Origin of the sequence: Streptomyces sp. NPDC052107 (assembly GCF_040680215.1) — a bacterium.
In the GTDB taxonomy this organism is placed as follows: domain Bacteria; phylum Actinomycetota; class Actinomycetes; order Streptomycetales; family Streptomycetaceae; genus Streptomyces.
In genome coordinates, this window is record NZ_JBFAWG010000012.1 from 89,460 (window position 1) to 107,390 (window position 17,931).

Annotated in this window: 18 protein-coding genes; 11 read left to right on the top strand and 7 right to left on the bottom strand. The window is 71.0% G+C overall.

Annotated features, from left to right (window positions below):
* Nucleotides 1-198: 198 nt before the first annotated feature.
* From ectA to thpD, 4 genes are read left to right on the top strand one after another with little or no spacing between them, the layout of a single operon-like run.
* Nucleotides 199-717, top strand: a complete 519-nt coding sequence (ectA, locus tag AB0M27_RS16220) for a diaminobutyrate acetyltransferase (RefSeq protein WP_365722110.1) — start codon at nucleotides 199-201, stop codon at nucleotides 715-717.
* A 13-nt stretch (nucleotides 718-730) separates the two neighbouring features.
* Nucleotides 731-2,002 carry a diaminobutyrate--2-oxoglutarate transaminase gene (ectB, locus tag AB0M27_RS16225; protein WP_365722112.1) on the top strand — a complete coding sequence of 424 codons (1,272 nt, stop codon included), beginning with the start codon at nucleotides 731-733 and terminating at the stop codon, nucleotides 2,000-2,002.
* Between the two features lie 36 nt (nucleotides 2,003-2,038).
* Nucleotides 2,039-2,443, top strand: coding sequence for an ectoine synthase (locus tag AB0M27_RS16230; RefSeq protein WP_356310542.1), 405 nt, complete (start codon nucleotides 2,039-2,041; stop codon nucleotides 2,441-2,443).
* 6 nt (nucleotides 2,444-2,449) lie between these two features.
* The gene (gene thpD, locus AB0M27_RS16235) at nucleotides 2,450-3,343 is read left to right on the top strand and encodes an ectoine hydroxylase (protein WP_365722114.1); all 894 of its coding nucleotides are present in this window, start codon (nucleotides 2,450-2,452) and stop codon (nucleotides 3,341-3,343) included.
* A gap of 65 nt (nucleotides 3,344-3,408) precedes the next feature.
* On the opposite strand, the gene AB0M27_RS16240 is transcribed toward thpD, so the two are convergent.
* The 4 genes from AB0M27_RS16240 to AB0M27_RS16255 form a co-directional block, all read right to left on the bottom strand.
* Complete coding sequence (locus AB0M27_RS16240) at nucleotides 3,409-4,515, bottom strand: aminotransferase class V-fold PLP-dependent enzyme (RefSeq protein WP_365722116.1); 1,107 nt, start codon at nucleotides 4,513-4,515, stop codon at nucleotides 3,409-3,411.
* A 59-nt stretch (nucleotides 4,516-4,574) separates the two neighbouring features.
* Nucleotides 4,575-5,294 (bottom strand): DsbA family oxidoreductase, encoded by a 720-nt coding sequence (locus tag AB0M27_RS16245; protein ID WP_365722118.1) that lies wholly within the window; start codon nucleotides 5,292-5,294, stop codon nucleotides 4,575-4,577.
* A gap of 75 nt (nucleotides 5,295-5,369) precedes the next feature.
* Nucleotides 5,370-5,873: a GNAT family N-acetyltransferase gene (locus tag AB0M27_RS16250; protein ID WP_365722120.1), complete on the bottom strand. Its 504-nt coding sequence runs from the start codon at nucleotides 5,871-5,873 to the stop codon at nucleotides 5,370-5,372.
* Nucleotides 5,870-6,850, bottom strand: coding sequence for a helix-turn-helix domain-containing protein (locus AB0M27_RS16255; protein WP_365722343.1), 981 nt, complete (start codon nucleotides 6,848-6,850; stop codon nucleotides 5,870-5,872). The genes AB0M27_RS16250 and AB0M27_RS16255 overlap by 4 nt, the downstream gene beginning before the upstream one ends.
* Before the next feature lie 85 nt (nucleotides 6,851-6,935).
* Between AB0M27_RS16255 and AB0M27_RS16260 the strand changes: the two genes are divergently transcribed.
* The gene (locus tag AB0M27_RS16260) at nucleotides 6,936-8,309 is read left to right on the top strand and encodes an MFS transporter (RefSeq protein WP_365722345.1); all 1,374 of its coding nucleotides are present in this window, start codon (nucleotides 6,936-6,938) and stop codon (nucleotides 8,307-8,309) included.
* On the opposite strand, the gene AB0M27_RS16265 is transcribed toward AB0M27_RS16260, so the two are convergent.
* Both AB0M27_RS16265 and AB0M27_RS16270 read right to left on the bottom strand, forming a co-directional pair.
* Nucleotides 8,269-8,877 (bottom strand): DUF1349 domain-containing protein, encoded by a 609-nt coding sequence (locus tag AB0M27_RS16265; RefSeq protein ID WP_365722122.1) that lies wholly within the window; start codon nucleotides 8,875-8,877, stop codon nucleotides 8,269-8,271. The genes AB0M27_RS16260 and AB0M27_RS16265 overlap by 41 nt on opposite strands.
* Nucleotides 8,878-8,920: 43 nt before the next feature.
* On the bottom strand, nucleotides 8,921-10,450 hold the full coding sequence (locus AB0M27_RS16270; protein ID WP_365722124.1) for an aldehyde dehydrogenase (NADP(+)): 1,530 nt from the start codon (nucleotides 10,448-10,450) through the stop codon (nucleotides 8,921-8,923).
* 131 nt (nucleotides 10,451-10,581) lie between these two features.
* Between AB0M27_RS16270 and AB0M27_RS16275 the strand changes: the two genes are divergently transcribed.
* The 6 genes from AB0M27_RS16275 to AB0M27_RS16300 all read left to right on the top strand — a co-directional run bounded on the left by AB0M27_RS16275 (nucleotide 10,582) and on the right by AB0M27_RS16300 (nucleotide 16,313).
* Complete coding sequence (locus tag AB0M27_RS16275; RefSeq protein ID WP_365722126.1) at nucleotides 10,582-11,352, top strand: IclR family transcriptional regulator; 771 nt, start codon at nucleotides 10,582-10,584, stop codon at nucleotides 11,350-11,352.
* 49 nt (nucleotides 11,353-11,401) lie between these two features.
* Nucleotides 11,402-11,872: a GNAT family N-acetyltransferase gene (locus tag AB0M27_RS16280; protein WP_365722128.1), complete on the top strand. Its 471-nt coding sequence runs from the start codon at nucleotides 11,402-11,404 to the stop codon at nucleotides 11,870-11,872.
* A gap of 78 nt (nucleotides 11,873-11,950) precedes the next feature.
* Nucleotides 11,951-12,889: a hypothetical protein gene (locus AB0M27_RS16285; RefSeq protein WP_365722130.1), complete on the top strand. Its 939-nt coding sequence runs from the start codon at nucleotides 11,951-11,953 to the stop codon at nucleotides 12,887-12,889.
* On the top strand, nucleotides 12,886-14,127 hold the full coding sequence (locus AB0M27_RS16290; protein ID WP_365722132.1) for a histidine kinase: 1,242 nt from the start codon (nucleotides 12,886-12,888) through the stop codon (nucleotides 14,125-14,127). The genes AB0M27_RS16285 and AB0M27_RS16290 overlap by 4 nt, the downstream gene beginning before the upstream one ends.
* Before the next feature lie 17 nt (nucleotides 14,128-14,144).
* Entirely contained in the window at nucleotides 14,145-14,804 is a 660-nt protein-coding gene (locus AB0M27_RS16295) for a response regulator transcription factor (protein WP_365722134.1), read from the top strand.
* 54 nt (nucleotides 14,805-14,858) lie between these two features.
* The gene (locus AB0M27_RS16300; protein WP_365722136.1) at nucleotides 14,859-16,313 is read left to right on the top strand and encodes a penicillin-binding transpeptidase domain-containing protein; all 1,455 of its coding nucleotides are present in this window, start codon (nucleotides 14,859-14,861) and stop codon (nucleotides 16,311-16,313) included.
* Nucleotides 16,314-16,320: 7 nt separating this feature from the next.
* On the opposite strand, the gene AB0M27_RS16305 is transcribed toward AB0M27_RS16300, so the two are convergent.
* The gene (locus AB0M27_RS16305; RefSeq protein WP_365722138.1) at nucleotides 16,321-17,772 is read right to left on the bottom strand and encodes an NCS2 family permease; all 1,452 of its coding nucleotides are present in this window, start codon (nucleotides 17,770-17,772) and stop codon (nucleotides 16,321-16,323) included.
* Nucleotides 17,773-17,931 lie beyond the last annotated feature (159 nt).

The window sequence follows — 17,931 nt, forward strand, 5'->3', positions numbered from 1 at the left end:
TCTGCCCGCTTTTTGCAGAACTAAACGGGGAAGTTTCCCAGCGGTTTTTTGACGGTTTCCGCCGTGTGACGCACTCCACAATACGGTAACTTTGTCCCGATTTGATGCGGGTCAATCCAGACATTTCGCCGAGCCTTCTGTGCGGCACAGTGAGGGCGGCCGTGCATTTCCTAATTCACCTCGCTAAATTCGTGCCGCATGACTGCCGCACCCGCAGACCTGCTCATCGACCAGCCGGCGGTGACCGACGGAGCCGTGCTCTGGCGTCTCGCCAAGGACTCGAAAACCCTCGACCTGAACTCCTCGTACAGCTATCTGCTGTGGTGCCGGGACTTCGCCGGCACCTCGGCGGTGGCGCGCGGTGCGGACGGGGAGCCGGTCGGTTTCGTCACCGGCTACGTGCGGCCGGAGCACCCTCGCACGCTGCTCGTCTGGCAGGTGGCCGTCGACTCCGCCCACCGGGGTCTCGGTGTCGCCGCCGCACTGCTGGACGGGCTGACCGCACGGCTCTCCGCCGAGCGCGGCATCACCGACGTGGAGACCACCATCACGCCCGGCAACACCGCCTCCGAGCGGCTGTTCACCTCGTTCGCCGCCCGGCACGGGGCGTCCCTGGAGCGTGCGGTGCTGTTCCCCGCCGAGTTGTTCCCGGACGGCCCGCACGACCCCGAAGTCCTCTACCGCATCGGCCCGTTGACCGACATCACCGCCCACTGAGGAGCGATTCACCGTGACCATCACCCAGCCCGACCTCAGCGTCTTCGAGACACTCGAGTCCGAGGTGCGCAGCTACTGCCGCGGCTGGCCCACGGTCTTCGACCGCGCGCAGGGCAGCCGGATGTTCGACGAGGACGGGCATGCCTACCTCGACTTCTTCGCCGGTGCCGGCTCACTCAACTACGGTCACAACAACCCGGTACTCAAACGGGCGTTGATCGACTACCTGTCCCGGGACGGAGTGACCCACGGCCTGGACATGTCGACCACGGCCAAGCGGTCCTTCCTGCAGACCTTCCAGGATCTGGTGCTGCGCCCGCGCGATCTGCCGTACAAGGTCATGTTCCCGGGCCCGACCGGCACCAACGCCGTGGAGTCGGCGCTGAAGCTGGCCAGGAAGGTGAAGGGCCGCGAGGCGATCGTGTCGTTCACCAACGCCTTCCACGGGATGTCGCTGGGCTCGCTCGCGGTCACCGGCAACGCCTTCAAGCGGGCCGGCGCCGGGATCCCCCTGGTGCACGGCACGCCGATGCCGTTCGACAACTACTTCGACGGCACGGTCCCGGACTTCCTGTGGTTCGAGCGGCTGCTGGAGGACCAGGGCTCCGGCCTCAACAAGCCCGCCGCGGTGATCGTGGAGACCGTGCAGGGCGAGGGCGGCATCAATGTCGCCCGGCCCGAATGGCTGCGCGCGCTGAAGGAGTTGTGCGAGCGCCAGGACATGCTGCTGATCGTCGACGACATCCAGATGGGCTGTGGCCGTACCGGCGCCTTCTTCTCCTTCGAGGAGGCGGGGATCACGCCCGACATCGTCACGGTGTCCAAGTCGATCAGCGGCTACGGGCTGCCGATGTCGCTGTGCCTGTTCAAGCCGGAGCTGGACGTCTGGGAGCCGGGCGAGCACAACGGCACCTTCCGGGGCAACAACCCCGCGTTCGTCACCGCCACCGCGGCGCTGGAGACGTACTGGACCGACGGCTCGGCCATGGAGAAGCAGACCCGCGCCCGTGGCGAGCAGGTCGAGCAGGCGCTGATCGCCATCACCGAGGAGAACCTCGCCGATGTGAAGGAGTACCGCGGGCGCGGCCTGGTGTGGGGCATGGAGTTCCACGACAAGGGCCGGGCCTCGCGGATCGCGCGACGGGCCTTCGAGCTCGGGCTGCTCATCGAGACGTCCGGCCCCGAGGGCGAGGTCGTCAAACTGCTGCCCGCCCTCACCGTCACCCCCGACGAGCTGGACGAAGGGCTGAGCATCCTGGCCCGCGCCGTCCGCGAAACCGTCTGACCGACCCTCTGATCAACCCGGAGAGAGAACACCACCGTGATCGTCCGATCGTTCAAGGACATCGAAGGCACCGACCGGCACATCAAGTCGAAGTCCGGCACCTGGGAGAGCAAGCGGATCGTCCTCGCCAAGGAGCGGGTCGGCTTCTCCCTGCACGAGACCATCCTGTACGCCGGCACCGAGACGTCGATGTGGTACGCCAACCACATCGAGGCCGTCGTCTGCACCCAGGGCGAGGCCGAACTCACCGACCACGAGGCCGGGACGACGTACACCATCACGCCCGGCACCATGTACCTCCTCGACGGGCACGAGCGGCACACGCTGCGCGTCAAGGAGGACTTCCACTGCATCTGCGTGTTCAATCCGCCGGTGACCGGACGGGAGGACCACGACGAGAACGGCGTCTACCCGCTGCTCACCGAGCCCGAGGAGGTGTGAGAAACCATGACCACCGCACCCGTGAAGGATCTCTACCCGACCCGCGGCGCCACCGAGGTGAGCGTCCCGCGCCAGGACCCGGTCGTCTGGGGCTCCCCGGACACCCCGGGCCCGATCCCCGCGGACGACCTGCAGGGGTACGAGCGTGACGGCTTCCTCGCCATCGACCGGCTCATCACCCCGGACGAGGTCGAGGTCTACAAGCGTGAGCTGGACCGGCTGGTCGCCGACCCGGCGATCCGCGCCGACGAGCGCTCCATCGTCGAGCCGAAGTCCAAGGAGATCCGCTCGGTCTTCGAGGTGCACAGGATCAGCGAGCTGTTCGCGAACCTGGTGCGCGACGAGCGGGTGGTCGGCCGCGCCCGGCAGATCCTCGGCTCGGACGTCTACGTCCACCAGTCCCGGATCAACGTCAAGCCCGGCTTCGGCGCGAGCGGCTTCTACTGGCACTCGGACTTCGAGACCTGGCACGCCGAGGACGGTCTGCCGAACATGCGCACGGTGTCCGTCTCGATCGCACTGACCGAGAACCACGACACCAACGGCGGCCTGATGATCATGCCGGGCTCGCACAGGACGTTCCTGGGCTGCGCCGGCGCCACGCCCGAGGACAACTACAAGAAGTCGCTGCAGATGCAGGACGCGGGCACGCCCTCCGACGAGGCGCTGGCCGCGCTGGCGGGCGAGCACGGCATCCGGCTGTTCACCGGCAAGGCCGGCTCGGCGACCTGGTTCGACTGCAACTGCATGCACGGCTCGGGCGACAACATCACGCCGTTCCCGCGCAGCAACGTGTTCATCGTGTTCAACAGCGTGGAGAACGCGGCGGTGGAGCCGTTCGCGGCTCCGGTGCGGCGGCCGGAGTTCATCGGGGCGCGGGACTTCACCCCGGTGAAGTAGCCCCCTTCCAGCACCGGGCCGGGGCCTCCTCGTGTGGGACGGGAGGCTCCGGTCCGGTTGCGTCGTCAGCCGGCCAGGACGTCCAGAAGGCGGTCCACGTCCGCTTCCGTGTTGTAGAGGTGGAAGGACGCGCGCAGGTTGCCGGCGCGGTTGGAGACCTCGATGCCGGCGCGGCTCAGCTCCGGCTGACGCGCGCCCAGTCCGGGCACGGAGACGATGGCCGAGCCGGGGGCGGGCAGCGGTTCGTGGCCGAGCGAGACGAGCCCGGCGCGGAACCGGTCGGCCAGCGCCAGGTCGTGCGCCTGTACGGCGGCCACGCCCAGCTCCTCGATCAGGGCCAGCGACCGCGCCACCCCGGTGTAGGTGAACAGGGCCGGGCTGACGTCGAACCGCCGTGCGGAGTGGGCGAGTTCGGTCACCGGGCCGTAGCAGCTGTTCCACGGTTCCTCGGCCGCGACCCAGCCCGCCAGCAGCGGGGACAGCCCGCCGAAGTCCTCGGGGACGACGAGGAAGGCCGCCCCGTGCGGGCCGAGCAGCCACTTGAAGGTCGTCGCGACGGTGAAGTCGTGGGCGTCGGCCTCCATCGGCAGCCAGCCGGCGGCCTGGGAGAAGTCGACGTAGGTGCGCGCACCGTGCGCCCGGGCCGCCACGCGCAGGGCGGGCAGGTCGGCGATCCGCCCGTCGGCCGACTGCGCGGCGCTGACCGCGACCAGGGCGGTGCCCGGACGGATCGACTCGGCCAGCCGTTCCAGCGGGACCGCGCGCACCTTGAGGTCGCCGCGCGCATGGAACGGGTTCAGTACGGAGGTGAAGTCGTCCTCCGCGGTGAGCACTTCGGCGCCCGCGGGCAGCGAGGCGGCGATCAGCCCGGTCTGGGCGGAGACCGACGGGCCCGCCGCCACCCGGGTGACCGGCACTCCGGCCAGCCGGGCGAACGCGGCCCGGGCGACCTCGACGTCGTCGAACAGCGGATCCAGCGGACGGCCCTCGGCCCGGATGGCGACCGCCTCGTGCAGCGCGGCGACGGTACGGGCCGGGAGCAGGCCGCTGCTCGCGGTGTTCAGGTAGGTGTTCTTCGGGGCGAACTCGGCGCGGACGAGGCTGTCGAACGTCTCCGTGGTCTCCGTGTTCTTCATGGGTCCACTCTGCGGCCCCATGAAGTCCCCGTCCATTGCGGATTTTTACGTGGATCCGCTCAGGCCTTCTTATACGTCCGTCCCGACCTGCGGTTTCAGCCCTGCTGCGGCACCGCGCACCCGTCGGGCCCGCAGGCCGCCCCGTCCCCCTGGTCGACCAGCTTCAGCGGCGAGTGCTCGCCCCAGGCCTGGGTCAGCGCCCGGGTGAAGACCTCGGCGGGCTGGGCGCCGGAGACGCCGTACTTCCGGTCGAGGACGAAGAAGGGCACGCCGGTCGCGCCGAGCTCGGCGGCCTCGCGCTCGTCGGCACGGACCTCGTCGGCGTAGCGGGACGGGTCGGCGAGCACCGCGCGGACGGCCCCGGCGTCGAGACCGGCCTCCACGGCCAGTTCGACGAGCCGCTCGTCGCCCTCGGTGAAGACGGACCGCTCCTCGGCGAAGTTCGCCCGGTACAGGATCTGGATCAGCTCGTCCTGTCTGCCCTGCTCCCTGGCGAAGTGCAGCAGGCGGTGCATGTCGAAGGTGTTGCCGTGGTCGCGGCCCCGGGTGCGGTAGTCCAGGCCCTCGGCGGCGGCCTGGGCTCCGAGGTTGTCCTCGCCGGCCTGGGCCTGGGCCTCGCTCATGCCGTACTTCCTGGTCAGCATGGTGATCACCGGCTGGACGTCGCCCTTGGTGCGGCCCGGGTCCAGCTCGAAGGAGCGGTGCACGACCTCGACGTCGTCGCGGTGCGGAAAGGCAGCGAGCGCCTTCTCGAAGCGGGCCTTGCCCACATAGCACCAGGGGCAGGCGATGTCGCTCCAGATCTCGACGCGCATGTCTTCGGCTCTCTTCGGGTCGTACGTGCGCGGAGGCTCTCTCCGCCCGGTACATGAACGTTCAAACAGCCGGTTTCATTCCCGGGGCACACACAAGCGCAGGAAGAGGTGGTGGTCGCCGTCGGCCGGCGGGTTGTCCGGGTCCGGGACCCAGCCCTGGCGGGTGTAGAAGGCCTGGGCGCGCCGGTTGTCCACGTGGACGTCGAGGACCGCCGTGCGCTTGCCGTCGGCGCGCCACTCCTCCACGCAGGCGGCGTGCAGGGCCCTGCCGATGCCGGAGCGCCAGCGGTCGGGGTCGACATGGAACTGGAACAGTTTGACCGTTTCCGCGGGGACGCCGTCCGGGGTGCGGAAGGAGGCGATGCCGACGATCCGGCCCTGCGCGACGGCGCACAGCACATGGCCGTCCGAGCGCTCGATGGAACCGCGCCAGGCCTCGGCCCAGTCGACGTCGGCCTGCGGGACACCGTCCGGGTAGTACGTCGACCGGGCCCGGAAGTGCAGCTCGGCGATGACCTCGGCTTCGGTTGGCAGTGCGGTCCGGATCACCGGACCGCCCGCCACACGTTGACTGATCATGCAACGGAGGACGTGACTGCGGCGGACCCGGTTCCGAGGCGGCTGAACTGGGCCCGGTACGCGCTCGGTGTGAGGCCGGTGCGGCGGACCACGTGGGTGCGCAGGGAGTCGGCGGTGCCGAGGCCGCAGGCTGCGGCCACCTGGTCCATGGACAGCGTGGTGGTCTCCAGCAGTTCCCTGGCACGCTCGATGCGCTGGTGGAGGAGCCACTGCAGGGGGCTGACGCCGCTCTCGGCATGGAACCGGCGGGTGAGCGTGCGTACCGAGACTCCGGCGTGCCGGGCCAGGTCGGTGAGGGTGAGCGGCTTGTCGAGGTTGCGCATGGCCCAGCCGCGGGTGTCGGCGCAGGCGGTGCCGCGCTCGGGTGGCAGCGGGGTGTGGGTGAACTGGGTCTGGCCGCCGGGGCGGACCGGGGCCACCAGGGCGAGGCGGGCGACCTCGTTGGCGACGGCGGCGCCGTAGTCGGTGCGGATGATGTGCAGGCACAGGTCGATGCCGGCGGCGTAGCCGGAGGAGGTGACGTACGGCCCGTCCTGGACGTACAGGACGTCGCCCTGGAGTTGCACCTGTGGGTACCGTCTGCGCAGTTCGTCGGCGTGCGCCCAGTACGTGGTGGCCTTGCGGCCGTGCAGCAGGCCCGCCTCGGCGAGCTGGAAGGCGCCGGTGCAGATGGAGGCGATCCGCCTGCCGTCGGCGGCGGCCGCACGGACGGCCGCCACGATCCGGGGCTCCGGCTCGAACGGGGCGCCGGTGCCCGCGACGACCACCGTGTCCGCCTCCCGCACGGCGTCGAGCCCGTGGCGTACGGACAGGTCGAGTCCGGCGGTGGTGGGGATCGGGCCCGGGTCCGCGGCGCAGACGAACACCTCGTAGCCCGGCCGGCCGTCCACCTCCACCTTGCCGAACAGCAGCTCGGGGATGGCGAGGTTGAACATCGAGACCGGTGAGGGCGCGATGACGGCGACGCGGTGCGGCATGGCCAGAACCTCCGGGTGCATGGCATTCAGGCCACTACTGTACGACGCCGACGATCCGCAGTATGGGGACATGCCAACGAACCAGATGCCCGGGGTCGGACAACTCGCCCCTGAGAAAGGCGACTTGGAGCCCACCGGCTCCTCCGCCGCGCTCACCCTCACCGCCGCCCTGCTCGGCTTCGCGCTGATCTGTCTCGACGCGTCCGTGGTCAATGTGGCCCTGCCCGCGATCGGCTCCTCACTGGGCGGCGGGATGTCCGGCCTGCAGTGGGTCGTGGACGCCTACACGCTGGCGTTCGCGGCGCTGATGCTGTCCACCGGTGCCTTCTCCGACCGGGCCGGGGCGAGCCGGGCCTTCGCCCTCGGCACCGCGGTGTTCACGCTCGCCTCGGCGGCCTGCGGACTGGCGCCGAGTCTGCCGGCGCTGATCGGCGCGCGCGTGGTCCAGGGTGTCGCGGCGGCCGTGGTGCTCCCGGCGTCGCTGGCGCTGGTGCGGCAGGCGTACCGGGAACCGGCGCAGCGGGCCCGAGCGGTGGCGGCCTGGGCTGCGGGCGGTTCACTCGCCGTGGCCCTCGGTCCGGTGGCGGGCGGTGCGCTGACCACCGCCTGGGACTGGCGTGGCATCTTCTTCGTCAACCTGCCGGTGGGCGCCGCGGTCCTGGCCCTGCTCGTCCGTGCCCCGCGCTCGCGGCCCCGCCCGGCACCGCTGGATCTGCCCGGCCAGCTGACGGCGGTGGCGGCCCTGGTGTCCCTGACGTTCGCGGTGATCGAGGGCGGGACGGCGGGCTGGACGGCACTGGCGGTGGCCGTCCTCGCGGGCGCGGCGTTCCTGCGCATCGAGGCTCGCCGGCCCCACCCGGTGGTGCCCCTCGGCCTGTTCCGCGACCGGACCGTGGCAACGACCGTCGCTGCGGGCTCCGCGGTCAGCGTGGCGTTCTACAGCATGGTGTTCGTCTTCTCGCTCTTCTTCCAGCAGGTCCAGGGCCACTCCGCGCTGTTTGCCGGGCTGATGTTCCTGCCGATGACGTGCCTGATCGCGGTGACGAACGTGGTGGCGGGCAAGCTCGCGGGCCGCTACGGCCCCAGGCTGCCGATGCTCGTGGGCCAGCCGATCGCCGTCGCCGGCCTGCTCCTGCTGCTGTACGTCGACGCCGGCACGCCCCCGGCCCTGGTGTCGGTGCTGCTGGTTCCGCTGGCGCTGGGCTGCGCGCTGACGGTGCCGCCGCTGACCGCCGCGATGATGGACGCCGTACCCGCCGAACGGGCGGGCCTGGCGGCCGGGGTGCTCAACTCGGCCCGGCAGGTGGCCGGCGGCCTGGGCATCGCGGTGTTCGGGGCGCTGCTCGGCCACGGCTTCCAGGCCGGTATGCGCTGGAGCCTGGCCGTCAGCGCGGCCCTGCTCACGGTGACGTTCGCGCTCAGCTTCCGTCTCGCAGGTCGCTCGGCCAGAACGTCCTGAACTCCAGGTGGTCGTAGGTGACCACGCAGCCCTCCCCCAGCGGTGACTGGGTCATGAAGCCGACCAGCGCGTCACCGGTCTCCTTCTCGTCGCCGAGGGTGAACAGCCGGACGAAGGTCCAGCGCTCGCCGTCCCGGGAGGCGTGGAAGGCGAAGGCCCGCCCGGTCCGGCTGACCCGCAGCCACACCGAACTCCCCTCCACGGTGGAGGAGTTGGCGTCGTCGGAGTGTCCCCGGGTGACCACCGTGCAGACGGTGGGCACGTCCGGGGAGTACTCCAGACAGAGCTTGGCCCAGGCCCGGTCACCGACGTGGACGTACAGCACACCGGCGTCGAAGGACGCGTTGAACCCGACGGTGACCCGGGCGATCAGCTGGAAGTCCCCTTCCGGCGCCCCGAGCAGCCGGGGCGCGTCCGAGGCGGGGTCCAGGGCTTCGCCGGTGGGCGTGACGAACCGGTCCTGCCGGGGGCCGGCCCAGCCGGTGAGCACACCGTCCTCGTACGACCAGTGCCCGTCGGGCCCGTAGGTGCGGAGGGGGAAGGGGAGTTCGGGGAGTTCCACGTCCATGGTCCGATTGTCTCAGCTGTCCGGGCGGAAGTCCGGGTCTCCGCTACCGCTCCAGGACCCCGTTGAACCTCCGGGGAAGCCCCAGCGGGTTCTCGTCCTTCAGCTCGGCCGGCAGCAGGGCCGACGGCGCGTTCTGGTAGGCGACCGGCCGCAGCCACCGCTCGATGGCCGTACCGCCGACAGAGGTGGACGTCGAGGTCGTCGCGGGGTAAGGCCCTCCGTGATGCTGAGCCGGCGCCACCGCGACCCCCGTCGGCCACGCGTTGACCACCACACGCCCGGCCAGCGGAGTCAGTTCGGTGAGGAGCTCCGCACCGCGCCCCTCCCCTGCCGCCTCCTCGGCGGACAGCTGCACCGTCGCCGTCAGGTTGCCCGGCAGGCGGGACAGCACCGTCGCCGCCTCACCCTCGTCCTCGTAGCGGACCACCACGGTGACCGGCCCGAAGCACTCCTCCAGGAGCCGGTCGTACGCCCCCTGCTCGGCCAGCCTGTTCGCCGGCACCGTGAGGAACCCGGCGCTGACCGTGTGCTCGCCGCCCGCGCCCGGAGTGACCGGGGAGTCCACCTCGGGGAGCTCGGCACGCTCGGCCACCCCGGCGATGAAGTTGTCCCGCATCCGGTGGTCGAGCAGCACTCCCGCCTCGGTGTTGCTCACCGCGGCCGTCAGGGCCTTGACCAGGCCGTCGCCCGCCGCGCCGGACGGCACGAGCACCAGACCGGGCTTCACGCAGAACTGCCCGACCCCCAGCGTCATCGACCCGGCGAGCCCGGTGCCGATCTCCTCGGCGCGCTCCGCGGCGGCGGCCTTGGTCACCAGGACCGGGTTCAGCGAGCCCAGCTCACCGTGGAACGGGATCGGCACCGGTCGGGCGGCGGCCGCGTCGAAGAGGGCACGTCCACCCCGTACCGAACCGGTGAAGCCCGCCGCGGCGACCAGGGGGTGCTTGATCAGTTCGACGCCTGCCTCGAAGCCGTGCACCAGGCCGATGACACCCTCGGGGATGCCGTGCTCGGCGGCGGCCCGGCGCAGCACCTTGGCGACCAGCTCGGACAGGGCCGGGTGGTCGGGGTGGGCCTTGACCACGACCGGGCAGCCCGCGGCGAGCGCGCTCGCGGTGTCGCCGCCGGCGACGGAGAAGGCGAAGGGGAAGTTGGAGGCGGAGTAGACGGCGACGACACCGAGCGGCACCTTGTAGCGGCGCAGGTCCGGGATGGGCGGTGTCGCCGTGCCGTCGGGGTGGTTGATGACGACGTCGAGGAAGGCGCCCTCGTCGACGATGTCGGCGAAGGCCCGCAGCTGGTAGCCGGTGCGGGCGAGTTCGCCGGTCAGCCGGACCGGGCCGAGGGCGGTCTCGGCGTCGGCGGTCTCGACCAGGCCGTCCCTGGCCGCGTCCAGGCCCGCGGCGGCCGAGCGCAGGAAGGCGGAGCGCACCGTACGGTCGGCGAGGGCGCCGCGCGCGGCGAGGGCCGCCCTGACCGCCGTGTCCACCTCCTGGGCTGTGGCCTCCACCGCAACCTGTTCACGCTGCTTCCCGGTACGCGGGTCGACACTCCAGACTGGTGCTGCTGCCACCGCGGGTCCCTCCAGTAAGGCCGCAAGAACTAGGGTCACCGATCAGCCGCGTTCGATATACTGAACACTGTCTCTGATGATGAATATGCTGCTCGGAGACTATTTCCCGGCGATTGAAGGGGTCAAGGGCGATGTCGGCTGGCGAGACAGGCGGGGCCCAGGTCAAGTCCGCGGTGCGGACCGTTGAATTGCTCGAGTACTTCGCCGGCAAGCCCGGCATGCACTCCCTCGCGGCCGTACAGGAGGCCGTGGGATACCCCAAGTCCAGCCTGTACATGCTGCTGCGCACGCTCGTGGAGCTGGGCTGGGTGGAGACCGACGCGACGGGTACGCGGTACGGCATCGGGGTGCGGGCGCTGCTGGTCGGCACGTCGTACATCGACGGCGACGAGGTGGTGGCCGCCGCCCGGCCGACCCTGGACCGGCTCTCCGACGACACCACGGAGACCATCCACCTGGCCCGGCTCGACGGCACCAACGTCGTCTATCTGGCCACCCGCCAGTCCCAGCACTACCTGCGCCCCTTCACCCGGGTCGGGCGCCGGCTGCCGGCCCACTCCACCTCCCTCGGCAAGGCGATCCTCGCCACCTACACAGACGAACAGGTGCGCAAGCTGCTGCCGGAGACGCTGCCCGCGCTCACCGAGAACACCATCACCGACCGGGAGAAGCTCATCGAGGAGCTGCACCAGGTGCGGGAGCAGGGCTTCGCGGTCGACCGCGAGGAGAACACACTGGGCCTGCGCTGCTTCGGCGTGGCGATCCCGTACCGCACCCCGGCCCGGGACGCGATCAGCTGCTCGGTGCCGGTGGCCCGGCTGACCCCGGCCCACGAGCAGATGATCAGGGACGCGCTGTTCGACGCGCGCGACCGGCTGACGCTGGCGACCCGCAGGCTCTGAGCCGCACGGTCATGGGCCTGGTGCCCGGGCCGTCGTAGGCTCGGGCACCATGGAGATCGCTCTGCGGGCCGTCGAGGACAGTGACCTGCCGGTGTTCCACCGGCAGATGACCGACCCGGAGGCCGTCCGGATGGCCGCGTTCGGACCGGAGAACCCGTACGACCCGGAGGCCTTCGCGGCCTACTGGCAGCGCGTGCGCGACTCCGCCCACGTGCTGCGCACGGTCCTGGCCGACGGCGAGGTGGCTGGTAACGCGGCGGTCTACGGAGTGGCCGGCGAGCGCGAGGTGACCTACTGGATCGACCGCGCCCACTGGGGCCGCGGTATCGCCACGGCGGCGCTGCGGGCCCTGCTCGCCGAGGTGCCCGAACGGCCGCTGTACGCGCGGGCGGCGGCCGACAACACCGCGTCGCTGCGGGTGCTGGAGAAGTGTGGCTTCCGTGAGACGGCCCGGGCCCGGGGGTACGCGAACGGGCGGGGCCGGGAGATCGAGGAGGTCGTGCTCGTCCTGGGGGACTGAGCGTCTCCCCCGTACGGCGGAGACGGATCGTCACGCCGCAGGAGGTGAACGTCCCATGCCGCGCGGGAGCGTTGAGCCATGACGATCTCAACGGCCCCTGTTCCCGTGGGTGTCTCCGCCCGGCGGCGCTCGCTCCGGCTTGTCGCCATCGCCGCCTGCCTGCCGTATCTGTCCCTCAAGCTCGCCTGGATCGCGGGGAGCCACCTCGGCATCCCGGACGGCAGCCCGCTGCTGAAGCACCGGCTGCCCCTGGCGCTCGCCAACGGTCTCACCGTGCTGATGGACGCGGCCGTCGTCGTCCTGGCCCTGCTGTTGACCCGGCCGTGGGGGCAGCGCGTGCCCGCCTGGCTGCTCGCGGTGCCGATGTGGCTCGCCATGGGACTCCTCGCGCCCATCATGGTGGGCTTCCCGCTGCAACTCGTCCTGCACGGCGGCGCAGGCGGCCACAGCGACGACAAACCGTTCCTGGCCGACTGGGTCTTCGGGGCGGTGTACGGCGGGTTCATCGTGCAGGGGCTGGCGCTGGGCGCACTGTTCACCGGGTACGCCCGCGGGCGCTGGGGGCATCTGTGGCGGGGGCGGGTGCGGGAGCTGCCGGCCGGGGGCGCGGGGCGGGCGCAGCGGCGGACGGCCCTGGCGGCGGCGCTGCTCGCGCTGTTCCCGGGCGCGGTGCGGTCTCTGCGCGGCTGCGGGGCGATCGGGCTCGACGGCAACAGCGACCGGTCCATGGAGTTCGTCTACGTCCTCTTCCTCGCCGCCGCCGTCATCGGTGCCTGGCAGCTCGCCTTCCGTCGCGGCGGTGCGCTGCCCGTCGCCGTGCCGCTCGCGCCGGCCTGGATCGGCTCCGGCGCGGTGGCCTGCTGGGGCGGATGGATGTCGCTGGCGGTGCTGGTGACGGGCGACGAGCCGACACCGCTGACCGGCCTCACCTACGCTGGACAGGTGATCACCGGCTTGCTCGTGGCGAGCGTCATCGCCCGCTTCCTCAGGGACCGGTCCGCCAAGGCCCCGCGGTGACAAGGACGTTGGAGCCGCTCTTCGGCGGACGGGCGCGGCGTCGCTGGATCCACCTGATCCTGGGCGGCGCCCTCGCGATGCCGTACGTCCTCGTCGGCTCGGTGATCGTCGGACCGATCACGGGCGTGGACGACGTCTTCCAGTCCCTGCCCCTCCAACTCGGCTCGTTCGCCGTCGGGTTGCCGATCGCGGCCGTCACCTCGCTGTTCCCGCTGACCCGGCCGCTGGAGTCGGCGGCGGTGCGGGCCCTGTGCGGGATCGACGCGGACTCCCTCGCCCACGGCCCGGCCCGGACGCGCGCCGAACGGGCCCGTTCGGCCGTCTGGTTCACGCTGCACCTGGGCTTCGGCGGGATCATCGCCGGGATGTCGCTGGCCGTGCCGCCCTTCGCGGTGGTGCTGATCGTCCTGCCGCTGTTCGCCGGGCTGCGCCACTCCCCGCTCGCACTGCCCGAAGTCCTCGACCACTGCTGGGCGCTGGCGCTCTCCCCGGTCGCGGGCCTGGCCACGCTGCTCGCGCTCGCCGCCTGCGCCGCCGGCTGCGGAGCCCTGCTGGCCCGCTGGGCGCCCGCGCTGCTCGGGCCCACCACCGAGGACCGGCTGGCCGCCGCCGAGGCCCGCGCCGCCGACCTCGCCGTACGCAACCGGCTCGCCCGCGAGCTGCACGACTCCGTCGGCCACGCCCTGAGCGCCGTCACCCTCCAGGCGAGCGCGGCCCGCCGACTCCTCGACACCGACCCGGAGTTCGTCCGTGAGGCGCTCGCCACCATCGAGGAGACCACCCGGCGTACGGTCGGTGAACTCGACGCCGTGCTCGGCGTGCTGCGGGACGGGGACGCGCCGGGCACCGCGCCCGCGCCGACCCTGGAGAGCGACCTGGACGGGCTGCTTCGCCGGACCCGGGCTGCCGGGCAGCCCGTGACGGCCACCGTCGGCACCGACACCCCCGCACTGCCGCCGCTGGTCTCACGGGAGGCGTACCGGATCGTGCAGGAGGGCCTGAGCAACGTGCTGAAACACGCCGGCACGGCGGTCGCCGTCCGTATCGCCACCGACGCCGGGCACCTGGAGATCACCGTCGAGAACCCGCTGGGCTCCGCCCCGGCCGCCCGCCCCGGCGGCGGCCACGGTCTGCGGGGCATCGCCGACCGGGTGCGGCTGCTCGGCGGCACGGTGCGGGCGGGACCGTCGGGAGACACCTGGCGGCTGTCCGTACGGCTGCCGTTGAAGGCCACATGACCGCCGAAAGGACTCGTATGCCCCAGCCCGCGATCCGGATCGTCCTCGCCGACGACGAGCGCATGGTCCGCACCGCCCTGCGGGCCATCCTCTCCGTCGAACCCGACGTGGAGGTGGTCGGTGAGGCGGCCACCGGTGCCGAGGCCGTGTCCGCCGTCCGGGAGCTGCGGCCCGATGTCGTCCTCATGGACGTGCGCATGCCCGAGACCGACGGCATCCGGGCCACCGAGCAGATCCTCGCCACGCTCGACGAGCCGCCCCGGGTGGTGGTCGTCACCACCTTCGAGAACGACTCCTACGTGTACGACGCGCTGCGCGCCGGAGCTTCCGGGTTCCTGCTCAAGCGGGCGGACGCCGACGCTCTCGTACAGGCGGTACGGCTGATCGCGCGCACCGACAGCCTGCTGTTCCCGTCGGCCGTCCGGGCCCTCGCGGCCGAGCACGCCCGCACGGCGCCCGCGCCGCCCGCGTGGGTGAGCAAGCTCACCGGACGCGAGCGCGAGGTGCTGCGGCACCTGGCCGACGGACTGACCAACGCCGAGATCGCCCGGCGCCTGGACGTGGGCCCCGCCACCGTGAAGTCGCACGTCGCGGCGGTACTGGCCAAGACGGGCACCCGGGACCGCACCCAGGCGGTGATCGCCGCGTACGAGGCCGGTTTCCTGAGCGCACGATGAGAAAACGGGGCGTACGGGAACGATCGGCCCCGTCCCGATCGTCTTCGGAGCGGGATGAACAAGACGATCAGGCGGGCGTCCGTCTTCGCGCTGCTGCTCGTGCTCGCTCTGCTGGTCAGGGCGACCTGGGTGCAGTTCTACGACGGCAAGGCCCTCGCGGACGACAACGACAACCGGCGGAACGCGATCCAGACGTACTCGCAGCCGCTCGGCAACATCATCGTGGCCGGAAACGCGATCACCGGCTCCACCCGGACCAAGGGGAGCGACCTCGCGTACAAGCGGACGTACACGGACGGCAGCCTCTACGCGGCGGTGACGGGCTACGCCTCGCAGGCCTACGCCCCCACCCAGCTGGAGGGCATCTACAAGGAGCTGCTCAACGGCACCGACACCCGGTTGAGGAACGTACTGGACACGCTCACCGGCAAGCGCGCCGACCCGGGTGACGTGCTCACCACGATCGACCCGGACGTGCAGAAGGCGGCCTACCACGCGCTCGGCGACAAGAAGGGCGGTGCCGTCGCGATCGACCCGAAGACCGGCAGGATCCTCGCGGTGGTGTCCACGCCGTCGTACGACCCCTCCGCGCTGACCGACGCGGGCACGGCCGGCGCGGCCTGGAAGCAGCTCAACGCGGACAAGGACAAGCCGCTCACCAACCGCGCGCTGCGCCAGCCGCTGCCGCCGGGCTCGACCTTCAAGCTGGTCGTGGCGGCGGCCGCGCTGGAGGACGGGCTGTACAAGAACGTGGACGAACCGACCGACAGCCCCGACCCGTACACCCTGCCGGGCACGGTGCGCGAGCTGGCCAACGAGAACAAGTCGGCGCCGTGCAAGAACGCTTCCATCCGCGTCGCCCTGGAGTACTCCTGCAACAACGTCTTCGGCCACATGGCCGTCCAGCTCGGCCAGGACAAGGTGCGGTCCATGGCCGAGAAGTTCGGCTTCAACGACGACGCGCAGGACGTGCCGGTGCGGGCCTACTCCAGCGTGTACCCCTCCGGCATGGACAAGGCGCAGACCGGGCTGTCCGGCATCGGCCAGTTCGACGTCACCGCGACCCCGCTGCAGATGGCCATGGTGTCCGCGGCCATAGCCGACGGCGGCAAGCTGGTCTCACCGCATATGGTGTCGCAGATCACCGGCAGTGGCGGTGATGTGTTGCAGAACTACGACGACAGCGCGGACAGCAAGGAGATCGTCAGCTCCTCCACGGCCGGGCAGCTGCAGTCGGCCATGGAGACGGTGGTCAAGGACGGCACCGGCACGAACGCCCTGATCGACGGCGCCACGGTCGGCGGCAAGACCGGCACCGCCCAGCACGGCGAGAACAACAGCAAGACGCCGTACGCCTGGTTCACGTCCTTCGCCAAGTCCGACACCAACGGCAAGGAAGTGGCTGTCGCCGTGATGGTGGAGCAGTCGGACGCAGCGAGGTCGGAGGTCAGCGGCAATGGCCTGGCGGCGCCGGTGGCCAAGGCGATGATGCAGGCGGCGCTGAAGTGAGCCTCCCTCACTTCACCCCGAGGATCTGCTCCACCGGATCGATCGCGAAGTACACGAGGAACAGCGCCGAAACGGCCCACAACAGCCAGTTGACCTCCCTGGCCTTGCCCAGCACCGTCTTGATGACGACGTAGGACAGGAAGCCCGCGCCGATCCCGTCGGTGATGGAGTAGGTGAACGGCATCGCCGCGATGGTGAGGAACGCCGGGACGGCGATCTCGTACCGGTCCCAGTCGATGTGCTTGACGTGGGTCATCATCAGGAAGCCCACCGCGATCAGCGCGGGCGCCGCCGCCTGGAGCGGGACGATGGTGAGCAGCGGGGTGAGGAAGAGGGCGAGGCCGAACAGGCCGCCGGTGACGAGGTTGGCGAGGCCGGTGCGGGCGCCCTCGCCGACGCCGGCCGCGGACTCGATGTAGGCGGTGTTGGAGGAGGCGGAGCCGATACCGCCGACGGCGGCCGCGGCGCCGTCGATGAACAGCACCCGGCCGATGCCGGGCACCTGCCCCCTCTCGTCCAGCAGTCCGGCCTCCGCGCTGATGCCGACGATCGTGCCCATGGCGTCGAAGAAGTCGGACAGGATCAGGGTGAAGACCAGCAGGACCGCGGTGAGGACGCCGGCCTTGGCGAAGCCGCCGAACAGGCTGAAGTGACCGATGAGCCCGAAGTCCGGTGCGGCGACGAGCTTGTCGGGCACCTCGGGCGTGGTCAGGCCCCAGCTCTTGATGTCGGCGACGGCGTTGATGATGATCGCGACGATCGTCATCGTCACGATGCTGATGAGGATCGCGCCCTTCACCTTCCGGGCGACCAGGGCGACGGTCAGCAGCACACCGAGGCAGAAGACGAGCACGGGCCAGCCGGTGAGGCGTCCGACGGCGCCCAGTTGCACGGGCACGGTGGTGTGCGCGGCGTCCGGCATGCGGCTGACGAACCCGGCGTCGACGAAGCCGATGAACGCGATGAACAGGCCGATGCCGACGCCGATGGCCTGCTTCAGCGGCTGCGGGATCGCGTTCATGATGGCCTGCCGGAGTCCGGTGAGGACCAGCAGGCAGATGACCAGGCCCTCCAGGACCACCAGGCCCATCGCGTCGGGCCAGCTCATCAGCGGTGCCAGCTGGAAGGCGACGACGGCGTTGAGGCCGAGGCCGGCGGCGATGGCGAGCGGGAGGTTGCCGCCGACGCCCATGACGATCGTCATCACGCACGCCACCAGCGCGGTGGCGGTGACGAGTTGGCCGGTGTCGAGCGTGTGCCCGAACTTGTCCTTGGCGCTGCCCAGGATGATCGGATTCAGAACGAGGATGTAAGCCATGGTGAAGAACGTGGCGAAGCCGCCGCGTATCTCCCGGCTGAATGTGGATCCCCGCTCGGAGATCCTGAAGTACCGGTCGACGCCGTTCCGGGCGGGTGGCCCGGCATACGGCCGCTGGTCCACCGTCTGCGTCTCGGACATGATCCAACTCCTCGTGCCTGGTGAGCGGTGTGCGGATGCTGGCTGGATTGTTCCCCCGTTGAACTCGTTTCAGGTTTTCCCCGTGTTACGGAATTCGGTTCGGTGGACCATACGTTGTCCGGCCCCCCGTACAGTCACTCGCAGAGCCGCACCGTCGCG